The 20284-nt window shown below is 66.7% G+C and carries 17 protein-coding genes; 4 read left to right on the forward strand and 13 right to left on the reverse strand.

Annotated features, from left to right (window positions below):
• The 3 genes from FEZ61_RS20245 to FEZ61_RS20255 are packed head-to-tail and all read right to left on the reverse strand — an operon-like array spanning position 1 to position 1070.
• Positions 1 to 618: an SOS response-associated peptidase gene (locus tag FEZ61_RS20245; protein ID WP_173150216.1), complete on the reverse strand. Its 618-nt coding sequence runs from the start codon at positions 616 to 618 to the stop codon at positions 1 to 3.
• 9 nt (positions 619 to 627) lie between these two features.
• Positions 628 to 888: a DUF2007 domain-containing protein gene (locus FEZ61_RS20250; protein WP_173150218.1), complete on the reverse strand. Its 261-nt coding sequence runs from the start codon at positions 886 to 888 to the stop codon at positions 628 to 630.
• Positions 888 to 1070: a CPXCG motif-containing cysteine-rich protein gene (locus tag FEZ61_RS20255; protein WP_017639858.1), complete on the reverse strand. Its 183-nt coding sequence runs from the start codon at positions 1068 to 1070 to the stop codon at positions 888 to 890. Before FEZ61_RS20255 ends, FEZ61_RS20250 begins: the two co-directional genes overlap by 1 nt.
• A 107-nt stretch (positions 1071 to 1177) precedes the next feature.
• Here FEZ61_RS20255 and FEZ61_RS20260 point away from each other — a divergent pair, with 107 nt between their 5' ends.
• Complete coding sequence (locus FEZ61_RS20260) at positions 1178 to 2338, forward strand: 1-acyl-sn-glycerol-3-phosphate acyltransferase (RefSeq protein WP_173150220.1); 1161 nt, start codon at positions 1178 to 1180, stop codon at positions 2336 to 2338.
• 60 nt (positions 2339 to 2398) lie between these two features.
• Here FEZ61_RS20260 and FEZ61_RS20265 read toward each other — a convergent pair whose 3' ends face one another.
• From FEZ61_RS20265 to FEZ61_RS20295, 7 genes are all read right to left on the reverse strand, one after another.
• Positions 2399 to 2986 carry a YajG family lipoprotein gene (locus FEZ61_RS20265; RefSeq protein ID WP_007161696.1) on the reverse strand — a complete coding sequence of 196 codons (588 nt, stop codon included), beginning with the start codon at positions 2984 to 2986 and terminating at the stop codon, positions 2399 to 2401.
• Between the two features lie 118 nt (positions 2987 to 3104).
• Positions 3105 to 4607 carry an AdeC/AdeK/OprM family multidrug efflux complex outer membrane factor gene (gene adeC / locus FEZ61_RS20270; protein WP_064307488.1) on the reverse strand — a complete coding sequence of 501 codons (1503 nt, stop codon included), beginning with the start codon at positions 4605 to 4607 and terminating at the stop codon, positions 3105 to 3107.
• Between the two features lies 1 nt (position 4608).
• On the reverse strand, positions 4609 to 7743 hold the full coding sequence (locus tag FEZ61_RS20275; protein WP_064307487.1) for an efflux RND transporter permease subunit: 3135 nt from the start codon (positions 7741 to 7743) through the stop codon (positions 4609 to 4611).
• 12 nt (positions 7744 to 7755) lie between these two features.
• A complete protein-coding gene (locus FEZ61_RS20280; protein ID WP_017640963.1) occupies positions 7756 to 8955 on the reverse strand; it encodes an efflux RND transporter periplasmic adaptor subunit in 1200 nt (399 codons plus the stop codon).
• Positions 8956 to 9301: 346 nt separating this feature from the next.
• Complete coding sequence (locus FEZ61_RS20285) at positions 9302 to 9880, reverse strand: YceI family protein (RefSeq protein WP_017640964.1); 579 nt, start codon at positions 9878 to 9880, stop codon at positions 9302 to 9304.
• Positions 9881 to 9915: 35 nt separating this feature from the next.
• Positions 9916 to 10470, reverse strand: coding sequence for a cytochrome b (locus tag FEZ61_RS20290; protein ID WP_173150222.1), 555 nt, complete (start codon positions 10468 to 10470; stop codon positions 9916 to 9918).
• A gap of 173 nt (positions 10471 to 10643) precedes the next feature.
• On the reverse strand, positions 10644 to 12221 hold the full coding sequence (locus FEZ61_RS20295) for a flavin monoamine oxidase family protein (RefSeq protein WP_173150224.1): 1578 nt from the start codon (positions 12219 to 12221) through the stop codon (positions 10644 to 10646).
• Positions 12222 to 12394: 173 nt separating this feature from the next.
• Here FEZ61_RS20295 and FEZ61_RS20300 point away from each other — a divergent pair, with 173 nt between their 5' ends.
• From FEZ61_RS20300 to FEZ61_RS20310, 3 genes are all read left to right on the forward strand, one after another.
• Positions 12395 to 13795, forward strand: a complete 1401-nt coding sequence (locus FEZ61_RS20300; protein WP_173150226.1) for an adenosylmethionine--8-amino-7-oxononanoate transaminase — start codon at positions 12395 to 12397, stop codon at positions 13793 to 13795.
• A 13-nt stretch (positions 13796 to 13808) separates the two neighbouring features.
• Positions 13809 to 14537, forward strand: coding sequence for a 16S rRNA (uracil(1498)-N(3))-methyltransferase (locus tag FEZ61_RS20305; protein ID WP_173150228.1), 729 nt, complete (start codon positions 13809 to 13811; stop codon positions 14535 to 14537).
• A 65-nt stretch (positions 14538 to 14602) separates the two neighbouring features.
• Complete coding sequence (locus tag FEZ61_RS20310; RefSeq protein ID WP_173150230.1) at positions 14603 to 15262, forward strand: HAD-IA family hydrolase; 660 nt, start codon at positions 14603 to 14605, stop codon at positions 15260 to 15262.
• On the opposite strand, the gene FEZ61_RS20315 is transcribed toward FEZ61_RS20310, so the two are convergent.
• The 3 genes from FEZ61_RS20315 to FEZ61_RS24490 form a co-directional block, all read right to left on the reverse strand.
• Positions 15259 to 15726: a chemotaxis protein CheW gene (locus FEZ61_RS20315; protein WP_017640970.1), complete on the reverse strand. Its 468-nt coding sequence runs from the start codon at positions 15724 to 15726 to the stop codon at positions 15259 to 15261. The genes FEZ61_RS20310 and FEZ61_RS20315 overlap by 4 nt on opposite strands.
• An 11-nt stretch (positions 15727 to 15737) precedes the next feature.
• Entirely contained in the window at positions 15738 to 16757 is a 1020-nt protein-coding gene (locus tag FEZ61_RS20320) for a chemotaxis protein CheB (RefSeq protein ID WP_068382885.1), read from the reverse strand.
• The coding region (locus tag FEZ61_RS24490; protein WP_242455207.1) for an Hpt domain-containing protein at positions 16750 to 20284 on the reverse strand (3535 nt) is incomplete at its 5' end. The genes FEZ61_RS24490 and FEZ61_RS20320, both read right to left, overlap by 8 nt.

A 20284-nucleotide genomic window follows, 5' to 3' on the forward strand; every position in this document is an offset into this window, starting at 1 on the left:
TCACAAGGGCGTCAAACACTCCGGTCCGTCCACCTCGGGCCGGTTGACGATGTTGGCCAAGACCCGCTCGCGCAGCGGCATGCCGCCCGCGGCCAACAGCTCCTGCAGGGCTTCGGGCGTGCTGTCCGGATCCTGCCAGAGGGCACGACCCGCTGCATCGAGCAGGATCGGTCGGCGCAGCGGACCGGCCGCCTGGGTGACCATGGCCACCGACAGCCAGAGCTGATCCCCGGCCGGGTAGGCCTCCCAGAGCGCGGCGAACCAGGCCACGGGTTCGCCATTGAGCATCCAGTAGGGCCGCTTGCGGTGGCCACCGCGCCATTCGTAGAAGCCGTTGGCCGGCAGCAGACAGCGCCGCAGGCGAAAGGGCTCGCGAAACATCGGCTGGGTGGCCAGGCTTTCGGCGCGGGCATGGGTGGGGGTGCGGGACAGATCGGTGAGCCAGGGCGGCGTCAGCCCCCAGCGACCGCTGTCGACCCGCTCGCCCTCGGCGGTCCGCCGCTGCAGCAGCACCTGCTGGTGGGGCGAGATGTTCCAGCGCGGGGGATGCTTGTCGGGAAAACCCGGCAAGCCGGCGAATTCAGCGGGCCAGCGGAACAGGGCGTAGCGTCCGGACATGAAAACCTTTCAACAAATGAGGATGCCCTGCTCGGGAGAAGGATCCTCTCCCGGCAGGGGCGTGGCGGCATTGTACGCGGCGATCAGCGCCTGCGCGCGCTGCGCCTCTTCGTCCTCGACCAGCAGGCCGAGCAAGCCCACCGCGGGCAGATCGCCGATGCCACCGAGCAAATGGCGCCCGGCGAGAAAGCCGCTGATGCCCTCGCTGGCCAGCACCGCCAGGAGCAATTCGCCTTCGTGCAGCGAACTCGGCTCATAGATGCGGCGCATCAGTCGTCCTCCCGCCGAACCTCGAGATTCCAGTCCTCGCCATCGGTGTGCAGGCCGAAGCGGATCGGTCGGCAGCAGACTTCACAGTCCTCGTAGTAGTCCTGGTCACCGCCGCTGAGGTCGAGCACCACCTCGCCCGGTTCGCCGCAATAAGGGCAATCGTATTCCTGGCTTTCCAGCATCTGCCTGCACTCCTTGACCGCCAACCTGCCGCCCATCCGGCCCCTGACGCTTGCATCTGGCGCCACGCCCACTACTATGGCCGCCGGAATTTCTACAAGAGAACACCATGGGCGAGTTCGAAGCCATTCGACCCTATAACGACGCGGAAGTCCCCGGGGTTCTGGCCCGCCTGATCGACGACGACCACTTCATCGGCATCCTTGCCGGCTACCGGTTCCCGCGCCTGTCCAAGGGACTCGGCTGGGTAGTGCGCCCCCTGCTGCGCACCCGCCTGCGCCAGGAACTGAGTGGTATCCAGAGCGTCGCGGCGCTGCAGGACAAGCTCGAACCCTATGTGGATCGCGCCATCGGGAAGGCCTCGGACGGCGTCACCTACTCGGGCATCGACCAGTTGCGCAGTGGTCGCGCCTATCTGTTCCTGGCCAACCACCGCGACATCGTGATGGACCCGGCCTTCGTCAACTATGCCGTCTACCACGCCGGTCTGCCAACACCGCGCATCGCCATCGGCGACAACCTGCTGCAGAAGCCCTTCGTCAGCGACCTGATGCGGCTGAACAAGAGCTTCATCGTGCACCGCTCCATCAGCGGTCGCCGCGAAAAGCTGGCGGCGTACCAGAACCTGTCCGCCTACATCAATCACTCGATCCGCCAGGACGGCCAGTCCATCTGGATCGCCCAGGCCGAGGGCCGGGCCAAGGACGGCGACGACCGCACCGATTCGGCCATCCTCAAGATGTTCCACATGAGCTGCAAGGACGAGCCCTTCGCCGAGCTGGTCAAGGCGCTGAACATCGTGCCGGTGTCCATCAGCTACGAATTCGATCCCTGCGACCAGGCCAAGGCCCGCGAACTGCACATCCGCGCTACCACTGGCAGCTACACCAAGGCGCCGGGCGAGGACGACGTCAGCATCGCCCTGGGCATCACCGGCTACAAGGGCCGAGTGCACGTGGCCTTTGGCGAGCCGGTGAGCGGCGAATTCGAGGACGCCAAGGCGCTGGCCCAGGAAATGGACCGGCAGATCCTCGGCAACTACCGGCTGTTTCCGGCCAGCTACCTGGCCTATGCCGCCTGGGATGGCCGCGATGCGGAGCTGGCCGTGCCCGCCGTGGACGCCCTGTTTCCGGCCGAGGAGATCGAGGTCGCCCGTGCCGAGTGGGAAAGACGCCTGGCCGAATGCCCGGCGGAGTACCGGGCACAACTGGTGCGCCAGTACGCCCAGCCGGTGCTGAACAAGTACCGCGTGCTGGCCGGCCTGGAATAGTCGCCAGCAGCCCACGAAAAAGCCCGGCCAGTGCCGGGCTTTTTTGTGGGCGGTAGGTTTTCAGCGACCGCTGAGCACCTGCACCACGGTCGGATCCTTGAACACCCGGGTCAGGGCATCGCTCAGCACATCGCTGACCAGCTTGGTGTTGGCCTCGGCGTTGGGTGCCATGCCGAAGCGCTGGTTGAGGCTGGCGCCGTAGCGGCCGCGGTAGCCACGCTGGCTGTTGCGCACGTCCACCTGGAAGGCCGCGGCGACGTCGGAGGCGGTGACGTACAGCTCCTTGGGCGACTGGTAGTTCAGCTCGGCCAGGGTCAGGGTCAGCTGGGGCGCACCCGGGCCGGCATTGGGCGACGGGGTGAAGCCCATCTGGCGTACGGCCTTCTCGGCTTCCGCCTGCAGCTTGGGAATCACGTCCTGGGTCTGCACCACCACCACGCTGGTGTCGGGATAGAGACCGCCGCGGGTGCCCAGGGTGAAGGAGGAACGCCCGTCGACCACCCGGACCGAGACCGGCTGGCCTTGGCCGACCGGCGCGATGGGCGCGGTGATCTGGGGTTGCGGACTCAATTGCTGAGGGCTGCTGGCACAGCCGGCCAGGGTCAGACCAGTGGCGGCGAGCAGGCCGAGCAACAGGCGATAGCGCATGCAGAAACTCCAGAGAAAGGGACAGGGGGCAGTATACCCAGCCCCCCAGCGGCGTCGATAGACGGGGACCCCCGGACAAGGAAACGCCGGCTCGGGCCGGCGTCTCTTCAAACCAGGGTCAGGGCTTGGCCGCCAGCGGCGGCCGGGTCTGGCTGCGTTCCAGCCAGCCGCCACCGAGGGCCTTGTACAGGGTGACCTCGCTGTTGAGCTGGTTGAGTCTGTCGGTGATCAGCTGCTGCTGGGCGCTGTACAGCGAGCGCTGGGCGTCGAGTACCGTGAGGTAGTTGTCGATGCCCTGGCGATAGCGCAGGTTGGCCAGGTCGTAGTACTCCTGGCTGGCCTGCACCAGGTCCTGCTGGGCCTGCAGCTGGTCGTCGTAGGTGCCCTTTGCCGCCAGGGCATCGGCCACCTCGCGGAAGGCAGTCTGGATCGACTTCTCGTAGGTGGCGACGTTGATGTCCTTCTGGATCTTGGCCGCATCCAGGCTGGCCTTGAGGCTGCCGGCCGTGAAGATCGGGATGTTGATGCTCGGCGAGAAGGTCCAGTAGCCGGAACCGGCGTCGAACAGGCCGTTCAGGTCCCGGCTGGCCGTACCGCCCTGGGCGGTCAGGCTGATGCGCGGGAAGAAGGCCGCCCGGGCCGCACCGATGTTGGCGTTGGCGGCGCGCAGCTGCAACTCGGACTGGAGGATGTCCGGACGCTTCTGCAGGAGATCCGACGGCAGGTTGGCCGGCAGGTCGGCGAGCAGATCGGTACCGTCCAACCCCTTGCTCTGCGGCAGCTCCGCCGGGATCGAGGTACCCAGCAGCAGGGCCAGGGCATTGCGATCCTGGGCCACCTGGCGGGTGTACTGCGCCAGATTCGCCCGCGCCCCTTCCAGGGCGGTGCGCGACTGGCGCAGGTCCAGGCCGCTGGCCACGCCGTTCTCCACGGTCTGGCGGGTCAGGTCGTAGGAGCGCTGGTAGGCGGCGAGGGTCTCGCGAGTCAGTTGCAGCATGCGCTGGTCGGTGAGCCAGGCGTAGTAGGCGTTGGCTACTTCCGAGACCAGCGAGATCTGGGTGCTGCGGCGTCCTTCGCTGGTGGCGAAGTAGTTGAGCAACGCCTGCTCGCTGAGGCTGCGCAGGCGCCCGAACAGGTCCAACTCATAGGAGGTGAAACCCAGGGTCACGCTGTACTGGCTGCTGATGCTGCCACCGCCGCCACCCCCCGCGCCATCGGCGCCGTTGCCGGCGAGCAGTTCGCGGATGGCGGAGACCTGGCTCAGATCCTCGGGTGACCGGGTACGGGTCCCGGTGCCGCTGACGCCGATGTCGGGAAACAGCTCGGCGCGCTGCACGCGGTATTGCGCCTGGTAGAGGCGCACGTTCAGCGCGGCCTGACGCAGGTCGCGGTTGTTGTCCAGCGACAGCTGGATCAGCTGCTGCAGGGCCGGGTCGCGATAGAAATCGCGCCAGCCGATGTCGGCTGCCTGCTGGTCACGATTGACCGTCAGGGCATCGTAGGCCTGGCCATGGGGCCAGGCGTTCTCCACCGGCGCATTGGGTCGCTGGTAATCGGGGATCAGGCTGCAGCCGGAGACGGCCAGCATGCCCACGACCACCGCCAAGACAGACTTCTTCATATCAGTGTCCTTCCTTGCCATGGGCTTCCTGGTCCTTGGTGGCCTTGTCCTTGAACAGGCTGCTGACCACCACGTAGAACATGGGAATCCAGAAGATCGCCAGGATCGTGGCGGTGAGCATGCCGCCGATCACGCCGGTACCCACGGCGTGCTGGCTGCCGGAGCTGGCACCCGAGGAGATCGCCAGGGGTACCACGCCCAGGATGAAGGCCATGGAGGTCATGATGATGGGCCGCAGACGCATGCGCGAGGCTTCCACCGCCGCGTCGACGATGTTCTTGCCGCCTTCGTGCAGTTCCTTGGCGAATTCCACGATCAGGATGGCGTTCTTCGCCGCCAGGCCAATGGTGGTGAGTAGACCGACCTGGAAGAACACGTCGTTGGCGAGGCCGCGGAAGTAGGTGGCCAACAGCGCACCGATGACGCCCAGTGGCACGACCAGGAGCACCGCGATCGGAATCGACCAACTCTCGTACAGCGCCGCCAGGCAAAGGAACACCACCAGCATCGACAAGGCATAGAGCGCCGGTGCCTGGGAGCCCGACAGCCGCTCCTCGTAGGACAGACCGGTCCAGGCGATACCCACGCCCTGCGGCAGGTCCTTGGCCATGCGCTCGATCTCGGCCATGGCGTCACCGGTACTGTAGCCAGGCGCGGCGGATCCCAGGATCTCCAGCGAGGAGATGCCGTTGTAGCGCTCCAGCTTGGGCGAGCCGTAGATCCACTCGCCACGGGCGAAGGCCGACACCGGCACCATCTCGCCCGAGCCGTTGCGCACGTACCACTTGTTGAAATCCTCGGGATTCATCCGTGCGCTGGCTTCGCCCTGCATGTACACCTTCTTCACCCGACCACGATCGATGAAGTCGTTGATGTAACTGGAGGCCCAGCCGCTGGACAGCGTCTGATTGACATCGCTCTGCGACAAACCGAGCGCCCGCACCTTTTCGTCGTCGACGATGAGCTTGAACTGCGGCTCGTCGTTGAGACCGTTGGGCCGGGTCTGCATCAGCTTGGGATTCTGCGCAGCCATGCCGAGCAGCTGATTGCGCGCGGCCATGAGCGCCTCGTGGCCAATGCCGCCGTTGTCCTGCAGATAGAAGTCGAAACCAGTGGCGTTACCCAGCTCCAGTACCGCGGGCGGTACCACCACGAAGACGATGGCATCCCGGATCTGCGAGAGATAGCCCATGGCGCGTCCGGCAACCGCACCGGCGGCGTCGTTGGCATCAGGGCGCTGGTCCCAGGGTTTCAACTGGATGAACGCCAAGCCCGAACTCTGACCGCGACCTGCGAAGTTGAAGCCGTTGACGGTGAACATCGAACCCACGGCTGGCTCGTTCTTCATCATCTGCTCGCGCATGGTATCGAGCACCTGCTGGGTGCGCTCGGCGGACGAACCGGGCGGTGTCGTGACCTGGCCGAACAGAATGCCCTGGTCTTCTTCTGGCAGGAAGGACGAGGGAATGCGCGTGAACAGGAAAGCCATGCCGGCGACGATGACCACATAGACCAGCAGGAACGGGATCTTGTGGCGGATCACCGCGGCGACGCTGCGCTCGTAACGGTGCTGGCCGCTCTCGAACTTGCGATTGAACCAGCCGAAGAAACCACGCTTCTCGTGGTGCCCCTGCTTGACCGGCTTGAGCATGCTGGCGCACAGCGCGGGCGTGAAGACCAGAGCCACCAGCACAGACAACGCCATGGAAGTGACGATGGTGATGGAAAACTGGCGATAGATCACCCCGGTGGAGCCGCCAAAGAAGGCCATGGGCACGAACACCGCCGACAGCACCAGAGCGATACCCACCAGGGCGCCCTGGATCTGCTCCATCGACTTACGGGTCGCTTCCTTGGGCGAGAGCCCCTCCTCGGCCATCACACGCTCGACGTTTTCCACCACCACGATGGCATCGTCCACCAGCAGGCCGATGGCCAACACCATGCCGAACATGGTCAGGATGTTGATGGTGAAACCGGCGGCCAGCAGCACCGCGAAGGTACCCAGCAGGACTACCGGTACGGCCATGGTCGGAATCAGGGTGGCCCGGAAGTTCTGCAGGAACAGGAACATCACCAGGAACACCAGCAGGATCGCCTCACCCAGGGTCTTGACCACCTCGTGAATGGACGCGGTCACTACCGGCGTGGTGTCATAGGGATAGACCACGTCCATGCCTTCGGGCATGAACGGTTTGAGGCGGTCGATGGTGGCGTGGACCGCCTTGGCGGTGTCCAGGGCGTTGGCCCCGGTGGCCAGACGCAGGGCCATACCCGAAGCCGGCTTACCGTTGAACTGGGCATCGATGGACGAGTTCTCGCCACCCAGTTCGATCCGCGCGACGTCACGCAGCCGAACCTGGGCACCGCTCTGATCCACCTTGAGGAAGATCTTGCCGAATTCCTCGGCCGAGGTCAGGCGGGTCTTGCCGATGATGGTGGCGTTGAGCTGCTGGCCCTTGACCGCCGGCAGGCCACCGAGCTGACCCGAGGCGATCTGCACGTTCTGGCTGCTGACCGCATTGCTGACATCGACCGGGGTCAGCTGATACTTGAACAGCTTGTCCGGATCCAGCCAGATACGCATGGCGTACTGCGAGCCGAATACCTGGAAGTCGCCGACACCGCTGGTCCGCGCGATGGGATCCTGCATGTTGGAGACGATGTAGTTGGACAGGTCGTCCTTGGTCAGGGAGCCGTCCTTGGAGACCAGGCCCACCACCATCATGAAGTTGCGCTGGTACTTGGCGACGCGGATACCCTGTTGCTGCACTTCCTGTGGCAGCAAGGGCGTCGCCAGCTGCAGCTTGTTCTGCACCTGGACCTGGGCGATGTCCGAGTTGGTACCCTGATTGAAGGTCACGATGATGGTCATGCTGCCGTCGGAGTTGGACTCCGAGGAGATGTACCTGAGGTTGTCGATCCCGTTCATCTGTTGCTCGATGACCTGGACCACGGTGTCCTGCACCGTCTGCGCCGAGGCGCCAGGATAGGTCACCTGGATCGAGACCGCCGGAGCGGCGATGTTCGGGTACTGGTTGATCGGCAGATTGACGATCGCCAGGATGCCGGCGAGCATCATCACCAGGGCGATTACCCAGGCGAAGATGGGCCGGTCGATGAAGAACTTTGACATCGGGCGCTCCCTTTATTGGCCCTGACCGGCCGGCTGCTGCTCGGCGGAGGCGACGTTGCCGGCAGGCTTGGCAGTGACACTGGCGCCGGGTTTAACCTTCTGCAGACCTTCGGTGATGACCTTGTCACCCGCTTTGATGCCTTTGGATACCAACCAGTCGGCACCCAAGGCCCGCTCGGTCACCAACTCGCGCAGCTCGACCTTGCCTTCCCCATTCACCACCATGGCGGTGGGCTTGCCCTTCTGATCACGCGTGACCCCTTGCTGGGGTACCAGGATGGCATTCTGGCGCACCCCCGATTGCAGCTGGGCACGCACGAACATGCCGGGCAGCAGCAGCTTGTCGGGGTTGGGGAATTCGGCACGGATGGTCACCGAGCCGGTACCCTGATCCACCGAGACCTCGGCGAACTTGAGCTTGCCGGAACGGCTGTAGGCACTGCCGTCTTCCAGCATCAGCTTGACCTCGGCGGCGTTCTCGCCCTGCACCTTCTGCAGTTGACCACTGTCCAGCTCGCGGCGCAGACGCAAGAGGTCGGTGGCGGACTGGGTGACGTCGACATAGATGGGATCGAGCTGGGTGATGCTGGTCAGGGCGGTGGTCTGATCGGCGGTGACCAGGGCGCCTTCGGTCATCATCGAGCGGCCAATGCGGCCGGCGATGGGCGCGGCGACCTTGGTGTAGGCCAGATTGATCTCGGCATTGCGCAGGGCGGCCCTGGCCGATTCCACCTGGGCTTCATTCTGCCGTTGCATGGACAGGGCATCGTCGGCTTCCTGCTTGCTGATCGCCTGTTCCTTGACCAGGGCGCCATAGCGTTGGGCCTTGAGCCGGTTCGACGCCAGGGTCGCCTGGGCCTGGGCCAGGGAGGCCTTGGCGGAATTGACGTTGGCTTCGTAGGTGCGCGGATCGATCTGATACAACTGCTGGCCAGCCTTCACGTCGGCACCTTCGGTGAAGGAGCGCTTGAGCAGGATGCCGCTCACCTGGGGCCGCACCTCGGCGATACGGAAGGCGGAGGTACGCCCGGGCAGTTCGTCGGTCAGGGTGACGGTGCGAGGTTGCACCGTCACCACCCCGACTTCCGCAGGCTTCTGCTGTTGCTGTTGCTGCTGCTGGTCCTTGTTGTCCTGCTTGCCGCAGGCGCCCAGGGCCAGGGCCACGGCCAGCAGGGCGGGAGCGAAAAAGGCATGCGCCGGCTTGATCTGCATATCAAAAGTCCTTGAAAGCGGGGAAATGAGCATGCGCAGCGCGCCTTGTGGATCCGCACCGGCTCGAGCATAGGATATTGTTATCAGACAAATATACTTACGTTCACGACTGTTTGTAAATAACCCAAGTGCCATGCTCGGGTATTTCGCCGGATGCTTCGACGCTTCATGAACACGGCGATGGCGACAAAGCCAGGCGGTGCGACCGACCTGGGTAGCAGACCATGAGGCCGGAGGCGAGTTCTGCCAGGGGATCGCGCTGCCGCCCGCCTCGTCACCAAAAACGACCGCCCACAAAAATGCCGGACGAATCCGGCATTTTTGGTTACAACCTGGGGGCGTCCCGTTACTGGCGCACGCCTTCGAAGGACAGCATGAATTCCACTTCCTGGGATTTCGGACCGAGGTCCTTCTGGATGTTGAAATCCTTGAGCTTGAGGGTGGTGGTGCCCTCGAAGCCGGCGCGGTAGCCGCCCCACGGATCCTTGCCCTCGCCCATGAAGTGGGCCTTGATGGTGACCGGCTTGGTCACGCCGTTCAGGGTCAGGTTGCCGGTGACATCGGCAGTGCCGTCGCCGGTGGGGGTGACCTTGGTGGATTCGAAGCTGGCCTGGGGATGGGCGGCGACGTTGAGGAAGTCGGCGCTGCGCAGGTGTTTGTCGCGCTCGGCGTGGTTGGTGTCGACGCTGTCGGTGTTGATGGTCACCTTGACCTTGTCGGCGGACGGATCCTTGGCATCGAAGCTGAAGGTGCCGTCGAAGTCCTTGAAGGTGCCGTACAGCCAGCTGTAGCCCAGGTGCTGGATGCGGAATTGGATGAAGGCGTGCTGGCCCTGCTTGTCGATCTTGTAATCGGCGGCCATGGCCTGGCCAGCGCCCAGCAGAGCGGTACCCAGGGCCAGGGCGGCAACGGTTTTCTTCAGCATTGGATGGAGCTCCATGTGGTGGTGGGAAGCGAACATCAGGAAGGAGTGTGGACCCGGCCGAGCATCCGGACCAGGGTGCCGTCGCGGTCGACGAAATGGTGCTTGAGCGCGGCCACCACGTGCAGACCGGCCAGGACGATCAGCGTCCAGGCGAACCAGAGGTGGATCTTGCCGGCGGTATCGGCCTGATCCGGCAGGCCGCTCAGGGTCGCCGGGACCTTGAACCAGCCGAAGACATCGATGGCCACGCCATCGGCGGTGGAGATCAGGTAGCCGGCCACCATGACGCTGAGCATCAGCCCATAGAGCAGGAAGTGCCCGGCACCCGCGGCGCGACGTACCAGGAGGCTACCCTCCACCGGCGGCGGCGGACTGACCAGGCGCCAGAGCAGGCGCAGCACCAGGGCGATCAGCAAGAGAATGCCGGCGCTCTTATGCAGTTCGGGGGCGGTGTGGTACCAGGTGTCGTAGTAGTCCAGGGTCCGCATCCACAGGCCGGAGGCGAACATGGCGACGATCGCCAGGGCCATGACCCAATGCAGAACCAGACTTACCAGACCGTAGCGAAGGCCGTCGTTGCGCCAGTGCATCGCTTTTCTCTCCTGAAAAAGCTTTGCCTAAGCCTAGCCGCAAACGTATCGATGGAAAGCGGAAAAAGTGTCGAATCAATATCGAAGGAATCGATGGATCGGACGGCGCGCCAAGGCCCCGTCCGCTCCGGCCCAGAGGCTGCGCAGGGGCAGCGTCCGGGTTCGGGTCACGCTCAGAACGACCAGTGGAACAGCTTCCAGAAGAAGCCGTGCTCGCCACTGTCCTTGGCCGGCGCGGCCTCGGTGGCCTTGGGCGCAGCAGCCGGCTGGGCGGTGGTCTTGGCACTGGCCGCGACCGGCACCACGGCCTTGCCGGCCTTGAGGTCGCGGACCTGGCCGGCGGCGCGCTGACCGCTGGCGAGGGCGCCTTCCAGGGTGCCCGGGTGCAGCGGATCGGTGTGCTCGCCAGCGAAGATCACCCGGCCGGTGGGCTTTTCCCACAACCGCCAGTAGCGGGTGATTTGGCCCGGACCATAGGCCAGGTAGGCGCCGCCCAGGCCCGGATCGCGGCTGTAGCGGCGGACTTCGTAGCCGGAGAAGGCGCCGCGCGCCTTGGGATAGAAGGCATGGAAGCGGATCAGCACCTGGTCGACCATCTGCTTGTCGCCAAAGGCCTGCACCAGGCGCGCGCTATCACCGGCCAGGTTGACCAGCACATTGGCGCCGCCCTTCACGTCCGGCTCCACCCACAGCATGCCCAGGCCCTGGTCGCTGTAGATCTCGCCGCTCATGCGCGACTTGCTGTCCCACACCGGGGTCTTGAACTTGAGCAGGATCTGGTCACGCCAGCCATAGGTGGTGCCCTTGATGGCGGCCTGCTGGGTGGCGTCCAGCGCCGGGGTCATCTGTACCTGGCCAAGGGCGCGCAGCGGCACCGCCATCACCACGTAGTCGGCCTTGTAGCCAGTGGCACCGGCCTTGACCACGACGCCGTCCTTGTCCTGGACGATGCTCGCTACCTTGCTGTCGGTTTTGATCGTCTTGATCTGCTTGACGAAGGCCTGGGCCAGCACCTCGCTACCGCCGGGCAGGCGCGACGCGCGCAGGTCCTTGTCCTCGACGCCGCGATAGACGCGGGTCTGCTGGGCCAGATAGAGCAGCGACAGCCGCGAGGGCTCGTCGTAGCGGACGCGGATGCGCTGGTTGATCAGCTGACGGGCCACCGGCGGCAGATTCTGCTTGTCCAGCCAGGTGGCGGCGTTGATCTGGTCGAGGGCGTGCAGGGTCGGGGTGGCGGTCGGCTGCAGCGGATCGCTGATGGCGGCGGCCAGGTCGTCCAGGGACTTGTCGACGCGCTTCAAGGCATCGGCCACGGCCGGCATCTTCTGCGCCAGGTCGTCCTGGGAATAGTACTGACCCTCGATCAGATAGCCCGGGGTGCGCACGAAGGACGGCGCGTCCACGGTCTTGAGCTTGAAGGTGTCCAGATAGTGATTGAGCACCGGCTGGGCCTTGGTGTCGCCGATCCATTCGCTGGAGGCGAGGCCGGAGCGACCGCCGACGCGCGCGCCGGCTTCCAGCAGGGTCACGTTCCAGCCGGCCTGCTGCAGTTCATAGGCCGAGGCCAGACCGGCCATGCCGGCACCGACCACGATCACCGAGGGACCACTGGGCGCGACGGGTGCCGCGGCAGCCTTTTCCGGCGTCTTGTGCGCCTCTTTATGGGCCTTCTCGGCGGCGCCTGTGCTCAGGCTGGTAGCGAATACGCCGGCTGCCAAGCAGACGGTAAAACCTGTCCAACGCGACGACATCTTTTCTAGACTCCTGGGACCGGGAAACGGCGGTGGCGCAGCATACGCCAGCGGCCCCGGGGCAACCAGACGGCGCCATGACCGGCAATCGGCCCGCGCCTTGCTCCCGTCGCGCGCCCTGGCTTAGGCTTGCGCCCCCTTTTTATCGCCGGGCCCGCCGCCAGGAGACGCCAATGACCAATCACGACTGGATGCGCCGTGACCTGGAGGTGCTCTGGCACCCCTGCACCCAGATGAAGGATCACGAGCAGCTGCCGGTGATCCCGATCCGCCGCGGCGAAGGCGTCTGGCTGGAGGACTTCGACGGCAACCGCTACCTGGACGCGGTCAGCTCCTGGTGGGTCAATGTCTTCGGCCACGCCAATCCGCGCATCAACGACCGCATCAAGGCCCAGGTCGACCAGCTGGAGCACGTCATCCTCGCCGGCTTCAGCCACCAGCCGGTGATCGAGTTGTCCGAGCGCCTGGTCGCCCTGACCCCGGCCGGCCTCGACCGGGTGTTCTATGCCGACAACGGCTCCTCGTGCATCGAGGTGGCGCTGAAGATGAGCTATCACTACTGGCGCAACGTGGGCCAGCCGGAAAAGCGTCGCTTCGTCACCCTGACCAACAGCTACCACGGCGAGACGGTGGCGGCCATGTCGGTGGGTGACGTGGCGCTGTTCACCGAGACCTACCAGGGCCTGTTGCTCGACACCCTCAAGGTGCCGAGCCCCGACTGCTATCTGCGCCCCGAGGGCCTGGGCTGGGAAGCGCATTCACGGCAGATGTTCGCGCACATGGAGCGCACCCTGGCCGAGCACCACGCCAGCGTCGCCGCGGTCATCGTCGAGCCGCTGATCCAGGGCGCCACCGGCATGCGCATGTACCACCCGGTCTATCTGCGCCTGTTGCGCGAGGCCTGCGACCGCTATGGCGTGCACCTGATCCACGACGAGATCGCCGTGGGCTTCGGTCGCACCGGTACGATGTTCGCCTGCGAACAGGCTGGCATCCGTCCGGATTTCCTCTGCCTGTCCAAGGCCCTCACCGGCGGCTACCTGCCGCTGGCCGCCTGCCTCACCACCGATGCCGTCTACCAGGCTTTCTACGACGACTACCACACCCTGCGCGCCTTCCTGCATTCCCACAGCTACACCGGCAATCCGCTGGCCTGTGCCGCCGCCCTGGCGACCCTGGACATCTTCGCCGAGGACGACGTCATCGCGGCCAACAAGCCGCTGGCGCGGCGCATGGCCGAGGCCACCGCGCACCTGGTCGATCATCCCCACGTTGGCGAGGTGCGCCAGATCGGCATGGCCCTGGCCATCGAGATGAGCGCCGACAAGGCTCGCCGCACGCCCTACCCCTGGCAGGAGCGCCGCGGTCTCGCCGTCTATCAGCACGCCCTCTCCCGTGGCGCCCTGTTGCGACCCCTGGGCAACGTGGTCTACTTCCTGCCGCCCTATGTCATCACCCCCGAGCAGATCGACTTCCTCGCCGAGGTGGCGAGCGAAGGCATCGACCTCGCCACCCGCACCTCGGTCAGCGTCGCCCTGAGCGACCTGCACCCCAACCACCGCGATCCCGGCTGATCTGGAGTCCGCCATGCGTCTCACCCGCTGCCACCTCGACCTGCCCCTGGCCCTCGGCCGCCTCGACCTCCCCGAGGCCCAGGCTCACTACCTGGGCCGCGTGCTGCGCCTGGCACCGGGGGATGCCGTGCAGCTGTTCGACGGCAGCGGCCGGGAGTACCTCGGCCAGGTCGCCGCGGTAGGCAAGAAAACCCTCAGCGTCGACCTGACCGAGGAACTGCCCGGCCAGCCCGATTCGCCGCTGCGGATCCACCTCGGCCAGGGCCTGTCCCGCGGCGAGCGCATGGACTGGGCGATCCAGAAGGCCACCGAACTGGGGGTGGCCGAGATCACCCCGCTGGTCAGCGAACGCTGCGAGGTTCGCCTCAAGGACGAACGCGCCGACAAGCGTCTGCAGCACTGGCGTCAGGTCGCCATCAGCGCCTGCGAGCAATGCGGGCGCTCCACGGTGCCGCTGATCCATCCGCCACAGCTGCTGGCCGACTGGCAGACCGGGCTGGATGCCGACCTCAAGCTGGTCTTGCACCCGGTGGCCGAGCCGCTGGAAAGCCATGCCCGCCCTACCCGTCTGGCGCTGCTGATCGGTCCCGAAGGCGGCCTCAGCGAGGCCGAAGTCACGGCCGCCCGCGCCGTCGGTTTCCAGCCGGCCCGCGTTGGGCCGCGGGTGCTGCGTACCGAGACCGCCCCGGTGGTGGCCCTGAGCGTGGCCCAGCAACTTTGGGGTGATTTCCAGACCCCATGATCTGACCTGGGCCGCTGCCCCGCGGTGGCCCGCCTCTTTCCCCACGGATAGTTTTGGAGCCCTGGATGACCCTGCCCTCTCGCCCCTACGCCGCCTTCCTGTTCGACATGGACGGTACCCTGCTCACCAGCGTGGCCTCCGCCGAACGCGCCTGGAGCACCTGGGCCCTCGGCCATGGCCTCGACCCGGCGGACGTCCTGGCGGTGATGCACGGCGTGCGCGCGGTGGAGACGGTGAAGCGCTTCGCGCCCGCCGGCGCCGATATCGAAGCCGAGACCCGCGCCATCACCGAACTGGAGATCGCCGATGTCGCGGACATCCAGGAAATCCCCGGGGCCGCGGCCTTTCTCGCCAGCCTGCCGGCCGGCAGCTGGGCGCTGGTTACCTCGGCGTCACGCCGCCTGGCCGAAGTCCGCCTGGCCGCCGCGGGCATGGCTCTGCCGCCGGTGATGATCTGCGCCGAGGACGTCACCCAGGGCAAACCCGCGCCGGACTGCTTCCTGGCGGGGGCGCGCAAGCTGGGCGTAGAGATCGGTGATTGCCTGGTGTTCGAGGATGCCCATGCCGGCTTTGCCGCGGCCAAGGCGGCCGGCGCCGATGCCGTGGCCATCACCGCCACCCATCGCCAGCCGTTGGACCTGGGGTTGCCGACCCTGGCCGACTATCGCGGCGTCGGCATCAGCCGTGATGAAGACGGCGCGATGCGCCTGACCCGACAGGACTAGAACACACCCGCGGCGGCGAGGCGCTCTTCCACCCCGATCAGATCGGGGATGCGCGCCGTGCCGCCTTCGTAGGCCACCGCCCCCAGCTCCAGGGCGGCCAGGGGTACCTCGGCCGCGGCCAGCTCCGGGGTGATGCGCAGCGAACGCGGAATGCTGCGGATCAGCAGGGCCAGGAACCGGACCCGCTCACGCCCACCCAGGGCATTGAGAATGGCCACTCGCGCATGGCGATCGCCGTCGAATTGCGCGGCATGGCCGCTGGAGAGCGCCTCGAAGCTGATCAGCGGCAGGCGCAGATCGCGCCAGGCGACCTGTCCCAGACACCAGTCGGGCTGCACCGGCAGCGGCCGGATCTCGCGGCAGGGCACCAGTTCGGCCACCGCCGCATTGGGCAGCAGCAGGGTGCGATCGGCCAGGGTCAGCAGCAGACCGGTCAGGTGTTCGGCGGGAGCGGCGGTCGACATCGGAGATTCCTTTAGCTTCGCTGCTCGGCCAGGCGCGCCACCAGGGCTTCGGCCAGGCCGCGGGGATCGGCGGTAAGGGTCGCGAGACCCGATTCGCGCAGGCTTTCCGGCATGCTCGGGGCGATGCAGGTGCTCGCCGACTGGGTCCAGAGCGTGCCACCGCGGCGCCGCACATAGGGTGCCGAGGCGGTACCATCGTTGCCCATGCCACTGAAGACGATGACCCCGCAACGGGTGCCGAAGTGCTGCGCCAGGTTGAGCATCATCTGGCTGATCGACGGCGTATAGGGCTCGGGCCAGGCGCGCTCGACGATGTCCAGGGCGCTGTTGGCACGGAAGGTGAGTTCCTGCTGGGTGGGTACCACCACCACCTCGCCGCAGCGCACCGGCTCACCCGGACGCACGCCCTGGATGTGCCACTGGCTGTGCCGGCCCACCGCGCGCAGCAGGCTGGCGGCAAAGCCGTCGCCGATGTGCTGGGCATAGAGGAAGCCGACCGGCAGCCCGCCCGGCAGGGCATCGAGAAAGGCCTTCACCGCCGCCGGACCACCCAGGGACGCCGCCAGCAACCAGACCTCGGGGGCCGGATCGCCCGCCGGCAACGGCAGATTGGCCAGGGGTTCGGGCAGGGTCAGGCGCGGGGGGCGCGGCTGGTCCTGCAGCAGGGTCTCCAGCGCCGGGCCGACCGCCGCCACCGGATCGCCGATCAGCCGCTTGAGCTTGCCGATCAGGCGCTTCTCCCACTGGGTGAAGGGATCGGTGAAGCGCTCGGGCGCCTGGCCTTCGCCGAACAGGATGGGCACCTCGGCCCCTTCCAGCAGCGCGTCGACCAGCGACGACTCTTCCGTCTGGCTCAAATCGATCAGCCACAGGTCGGTCGCGACCGTGGGCCAGGCCGCTTCGTCGAAACGCTCCGGATCGCTGTTGAGGACGACGTGATAGCCATTGTCGGCCAGCACCTGCTGCAGTACGTGGCGCTGCAGCGGACTGTCGGCCAGGATGGCGACGCGGGCATTGTGCATCTCAGTCATGATCCCTGACCAACCGATGGATGTGGGCCAGGAGTTCGCTCTCCTGGTAGGGCTTGCCCAGGTACTCGTTCACGCCCAGGCTCAGCGCCCGCTCGCGGTGTTTTTCCCCGGTACGGGAGGTGATCATCACGATCGGCAGGTCCTTGAGGCGCGCGTCGTGGCGCACCAGGGTCGCCACCTCGAAGCCGTCCATGCGCGGCATCTCGATGTCCAACAGCAGGATGTCCGGTTGCCGCTCCTGCAACTGGGCGATGGCGTCCACCCCGTCCTTGGCGGTGAAGACCTCCATGCCATGGCGTTCCAGCAGGCGACTGGTGACCTTGCGCACCGTGACCGAGTCGTCCACCACCATGACCAGCGCCGGCCGGATGACTTCGGCCACCGTGGCCGAGCCCTGCGCCAGCCGTGCCAACTCGTCGCGGGTACCGCGCTGGCTGCGGATCATGGCCAAGAGGTCGAGAATCACCACCACGCGCCCGTCCCCCAGCAGGGTGGCACCGGACAGGCCCGGTACCCCGGCGAATTGCGGACCGAGGCTCTTCACCACGATCTCCCGCGAACCGGCCACCGCATCCACCTGCACGGCTACCGCGTATTCGGCGGAGCGCACCAGCACCACCGGCAGCGGCAAGCTCTGGCCGCTCAGCTTGGGCTGCTGGCCGTTGCCGAGCAGGTGGCCCAGATAGCGCAGATCATAGTGCTGGCCGCCGTATTCGAAGGTACTGGCGCCCGGGCGGTAATAGCGTTCGAGGTCGGCGGCGGTCACCCGCACGATGCCCTCGATGGTGTTGAGCGGCACGGCATAGAGATCGTCGCCGGCATGCACCATGAGCGCGCGGTTCACCGACACGGTGAACGGCAGGCGGATGGTGAAGCGCGTCCCCTCGCCCGCCACGCTGTGGATGTCCATGTTGCCGCCGAGCTGTTTCACCTCCTGGTGCACCACGTCCATGCCCACGCCACGTCCGGAAATCTGGGTGACGGTTGGCGCCGTGGAAAAGCCGGATTCGAGGATGAATTGCAGCAGTTCCTGATCGGTGAGCTGCGCGTCTTCCGCCATCAGGCCGCGCTCGATGGCCTTGCGGCGCACCGCGGCCAGATCGATGCCACGACCGTCGTCGGCCAGGGTCAGGATGATGTCGCCGCCCTCGCGGCGCAGATCCAGGCTGATCACGCCCTCGGCCGGCTTGCCGGCGCGCTGGCGCCCGGCGGCGTCCTCGACCCCATGGTCGATCGCGTTGCGCAGCATGTGTTCCAGCGGCGGAATGATCCGCTCCAGCACCGTGCGGTCCAGCTCGCCCTCGGCGTTGCCGACCTGCAGCTCGACCGGCTTGTCCAGCTCGGCGCTGACCTGACGTACCACCCGGTGCAGCCGCGGCACCATGCGCTCGAAAGGCACCATGCGCGTCTGCATGAGGCTTTCCTGCAACTCGGTGTTGACCCGTGCCTGCTGCAGCAGCAGGGTCTCGGCATCGCGATTGCGCTGGCCCAGGGTGTTCTTCAGATCCAAGAGGTCGGAAGCCGATTCGAACAGCGCCCGGGACAGCTGCTGCAGCTGGGAATAGCGATCCAGCTCCAGGGGATCGAAATCCTCGTAGCCGGCGCGATCCACGTCTTCGTGGTGACGACTGATGATCTGCGCCTGGGTCTCGGTATCCAGCCGGCGCAGCTGATCGCGCACCCGCTCAATGGTGGCTTCCATCTCGCCGAGGGTGGTGCCGATGTCGCTGACCTGCTGTTCGACGCGACCGCGGAAGATCGAGGTCTCGCCGGCCAGGTTGACCAGCTGTTCCAGCAACGCGGCCGGCACCCGCACCAATTCCTGGGAAGAGCGCCGCTGCGCCGCCTGCTGGCGGACCTGCTGCAGGCGCTGCACGAAGGGCAGCGGCGCAATGGGCGCCGCGGGCGTCTCGGCCGCCACCATGAGCGGCGCCACGGCAACGCCTGCCACCGGCAATTCGGTCGGTGCGTGTTGCGCACCGGCTGCGCCGTCCACGCCTGGAGAGTCTGCAACGTCAGCATCCGCGTCCGTCGCGGCCAGCGGCAGGTCGGCTTCGAAGGACTGCTGCTCAAGGTCGGCGGGCGCGTCCGACGCCTGGGGCGCGACCGTCTGGGGCGTGGCAGGCAGCGACAACTGGGACACGGCCAGTTGCAGCCCGTCGACTCCCTGGGTCGCCAGGTCGCGAACGCGGTCGCCTGCGCCCAGCCCTACGGCCTGCGAACGCAACTCGACCAGTTGCTGTTCCAGTCCATGGGCTTGCTCGCCCAGGCCATGAAGGCCAGCCAGGCGAGCACCGCCCTTGAGGGTATGCAGACAGCGCAGCAGCTCGTCCACTGCCACCTCGGGCGCGGCCGGCCAGCCGGCCAGGGCCTCGTCCATGCTGACCAGCAGGTCCTGGGCCTCCTCGATGAAGATTTCGAGGATTTCCGCGTCGGTGTCTGCGTCGAAGACCGGCGTGGCGGCGGGCACCGCGGTGGCGGTCACGCTCGCTGCCAGCGGCGCTCCGCGATAATCGCGCAGGGCCTCGATGAGCTCAGCGGCGGGGGCCGGGGCCTGCCCCTGGGCCAGGGCTTCGAGTTGTTCGTGCAGGCGGTCATGGCAACGCTGCAGCAGGCCGCCCAGTTCTGCGCCGGGCTTGATCCGTCCCCGCGCCAGGCCTTCGTAGAAGGCCTCCAGGGCATGGGCCAGATCGCCGATGGCATCCACCTCGGCCAGGCGTGCACCGCCCTTGAGGGTATGCAGGTCGCGCAGCAGGGATTCCAGCGCGAGACTATTGTGCGGCTCGGCTTCCCAGGCGCGCAGCGAGGTCGCCATGCTGTCGAGCAGGTCGCGACTCTCTTCGATGTAGATGGCCAGCAGCTCAGCGTCGGGACCTTCGTCCGCCTCCGGCACAGCGGCCATGGGCAGCGGTTCCGGGTGCTGGGACTCGGTCTCGGGCGCACTGTTCGCTACCGGGTCATCGATGTCGTTGGCGGCATCCACCTGGCCTGGAGCTGGCTCGGATTCACCTGCGGCCAGGTCATCGAGGTGACCGGTACGGATGCGCTGCAGGCGTTCGACCTGCTCGGCATGCTCGCTGACCGGCGTACCCGCCGCCAGCTCGTCCAACTGCGCCGCCAGGCAGCCATGGGCGTCTTGCAGAGGCTGGGCCAGTTCGCCACCACCGGCGAGGCGGCCGTCGAGCAGGCCTTCGTAGATGGCGTCCAGCTCCGTGGCCAGGCGCGCCACTGGCACCACCCCGGCGAGATGGGCACCGCCCTTGAGGGTATGCAGATCGCGCTGCAAGGTGCCGAGGTGGAAGCTCTGCTGGGGCTCAACCAGCCAACGTTTCAGTGCCCGGTCGGCGCTGTCCAGCAGATCCTGGGCCTCTTCGAGGAAGATCAGCTGCATCTCCGGATCGACGGTGGCGGTAGCCTCCGACTCGACCGCCGCGGCGTCCGGCGACTCGGTGTCCGCGGCCCGCGGCAGCGGCTCCTGCGCCGCTTCCGGCAGCTCGCGGTCAGGCTCGGCTTCGGCTTCGGCTTCG

It is taken from the genome of Pseudomonas sp. MS15a(2019), assembly GCF_013277805.1.
In the GTDB taxonomy this organism is placed as follows: domain Bacteria; phylum Pseudomonadota; class Gammaproteobacteria; order Pseudomonadales; family Pseudomonadaceae; genus Chryseomonas; species Chryseomonas benzopyrenica.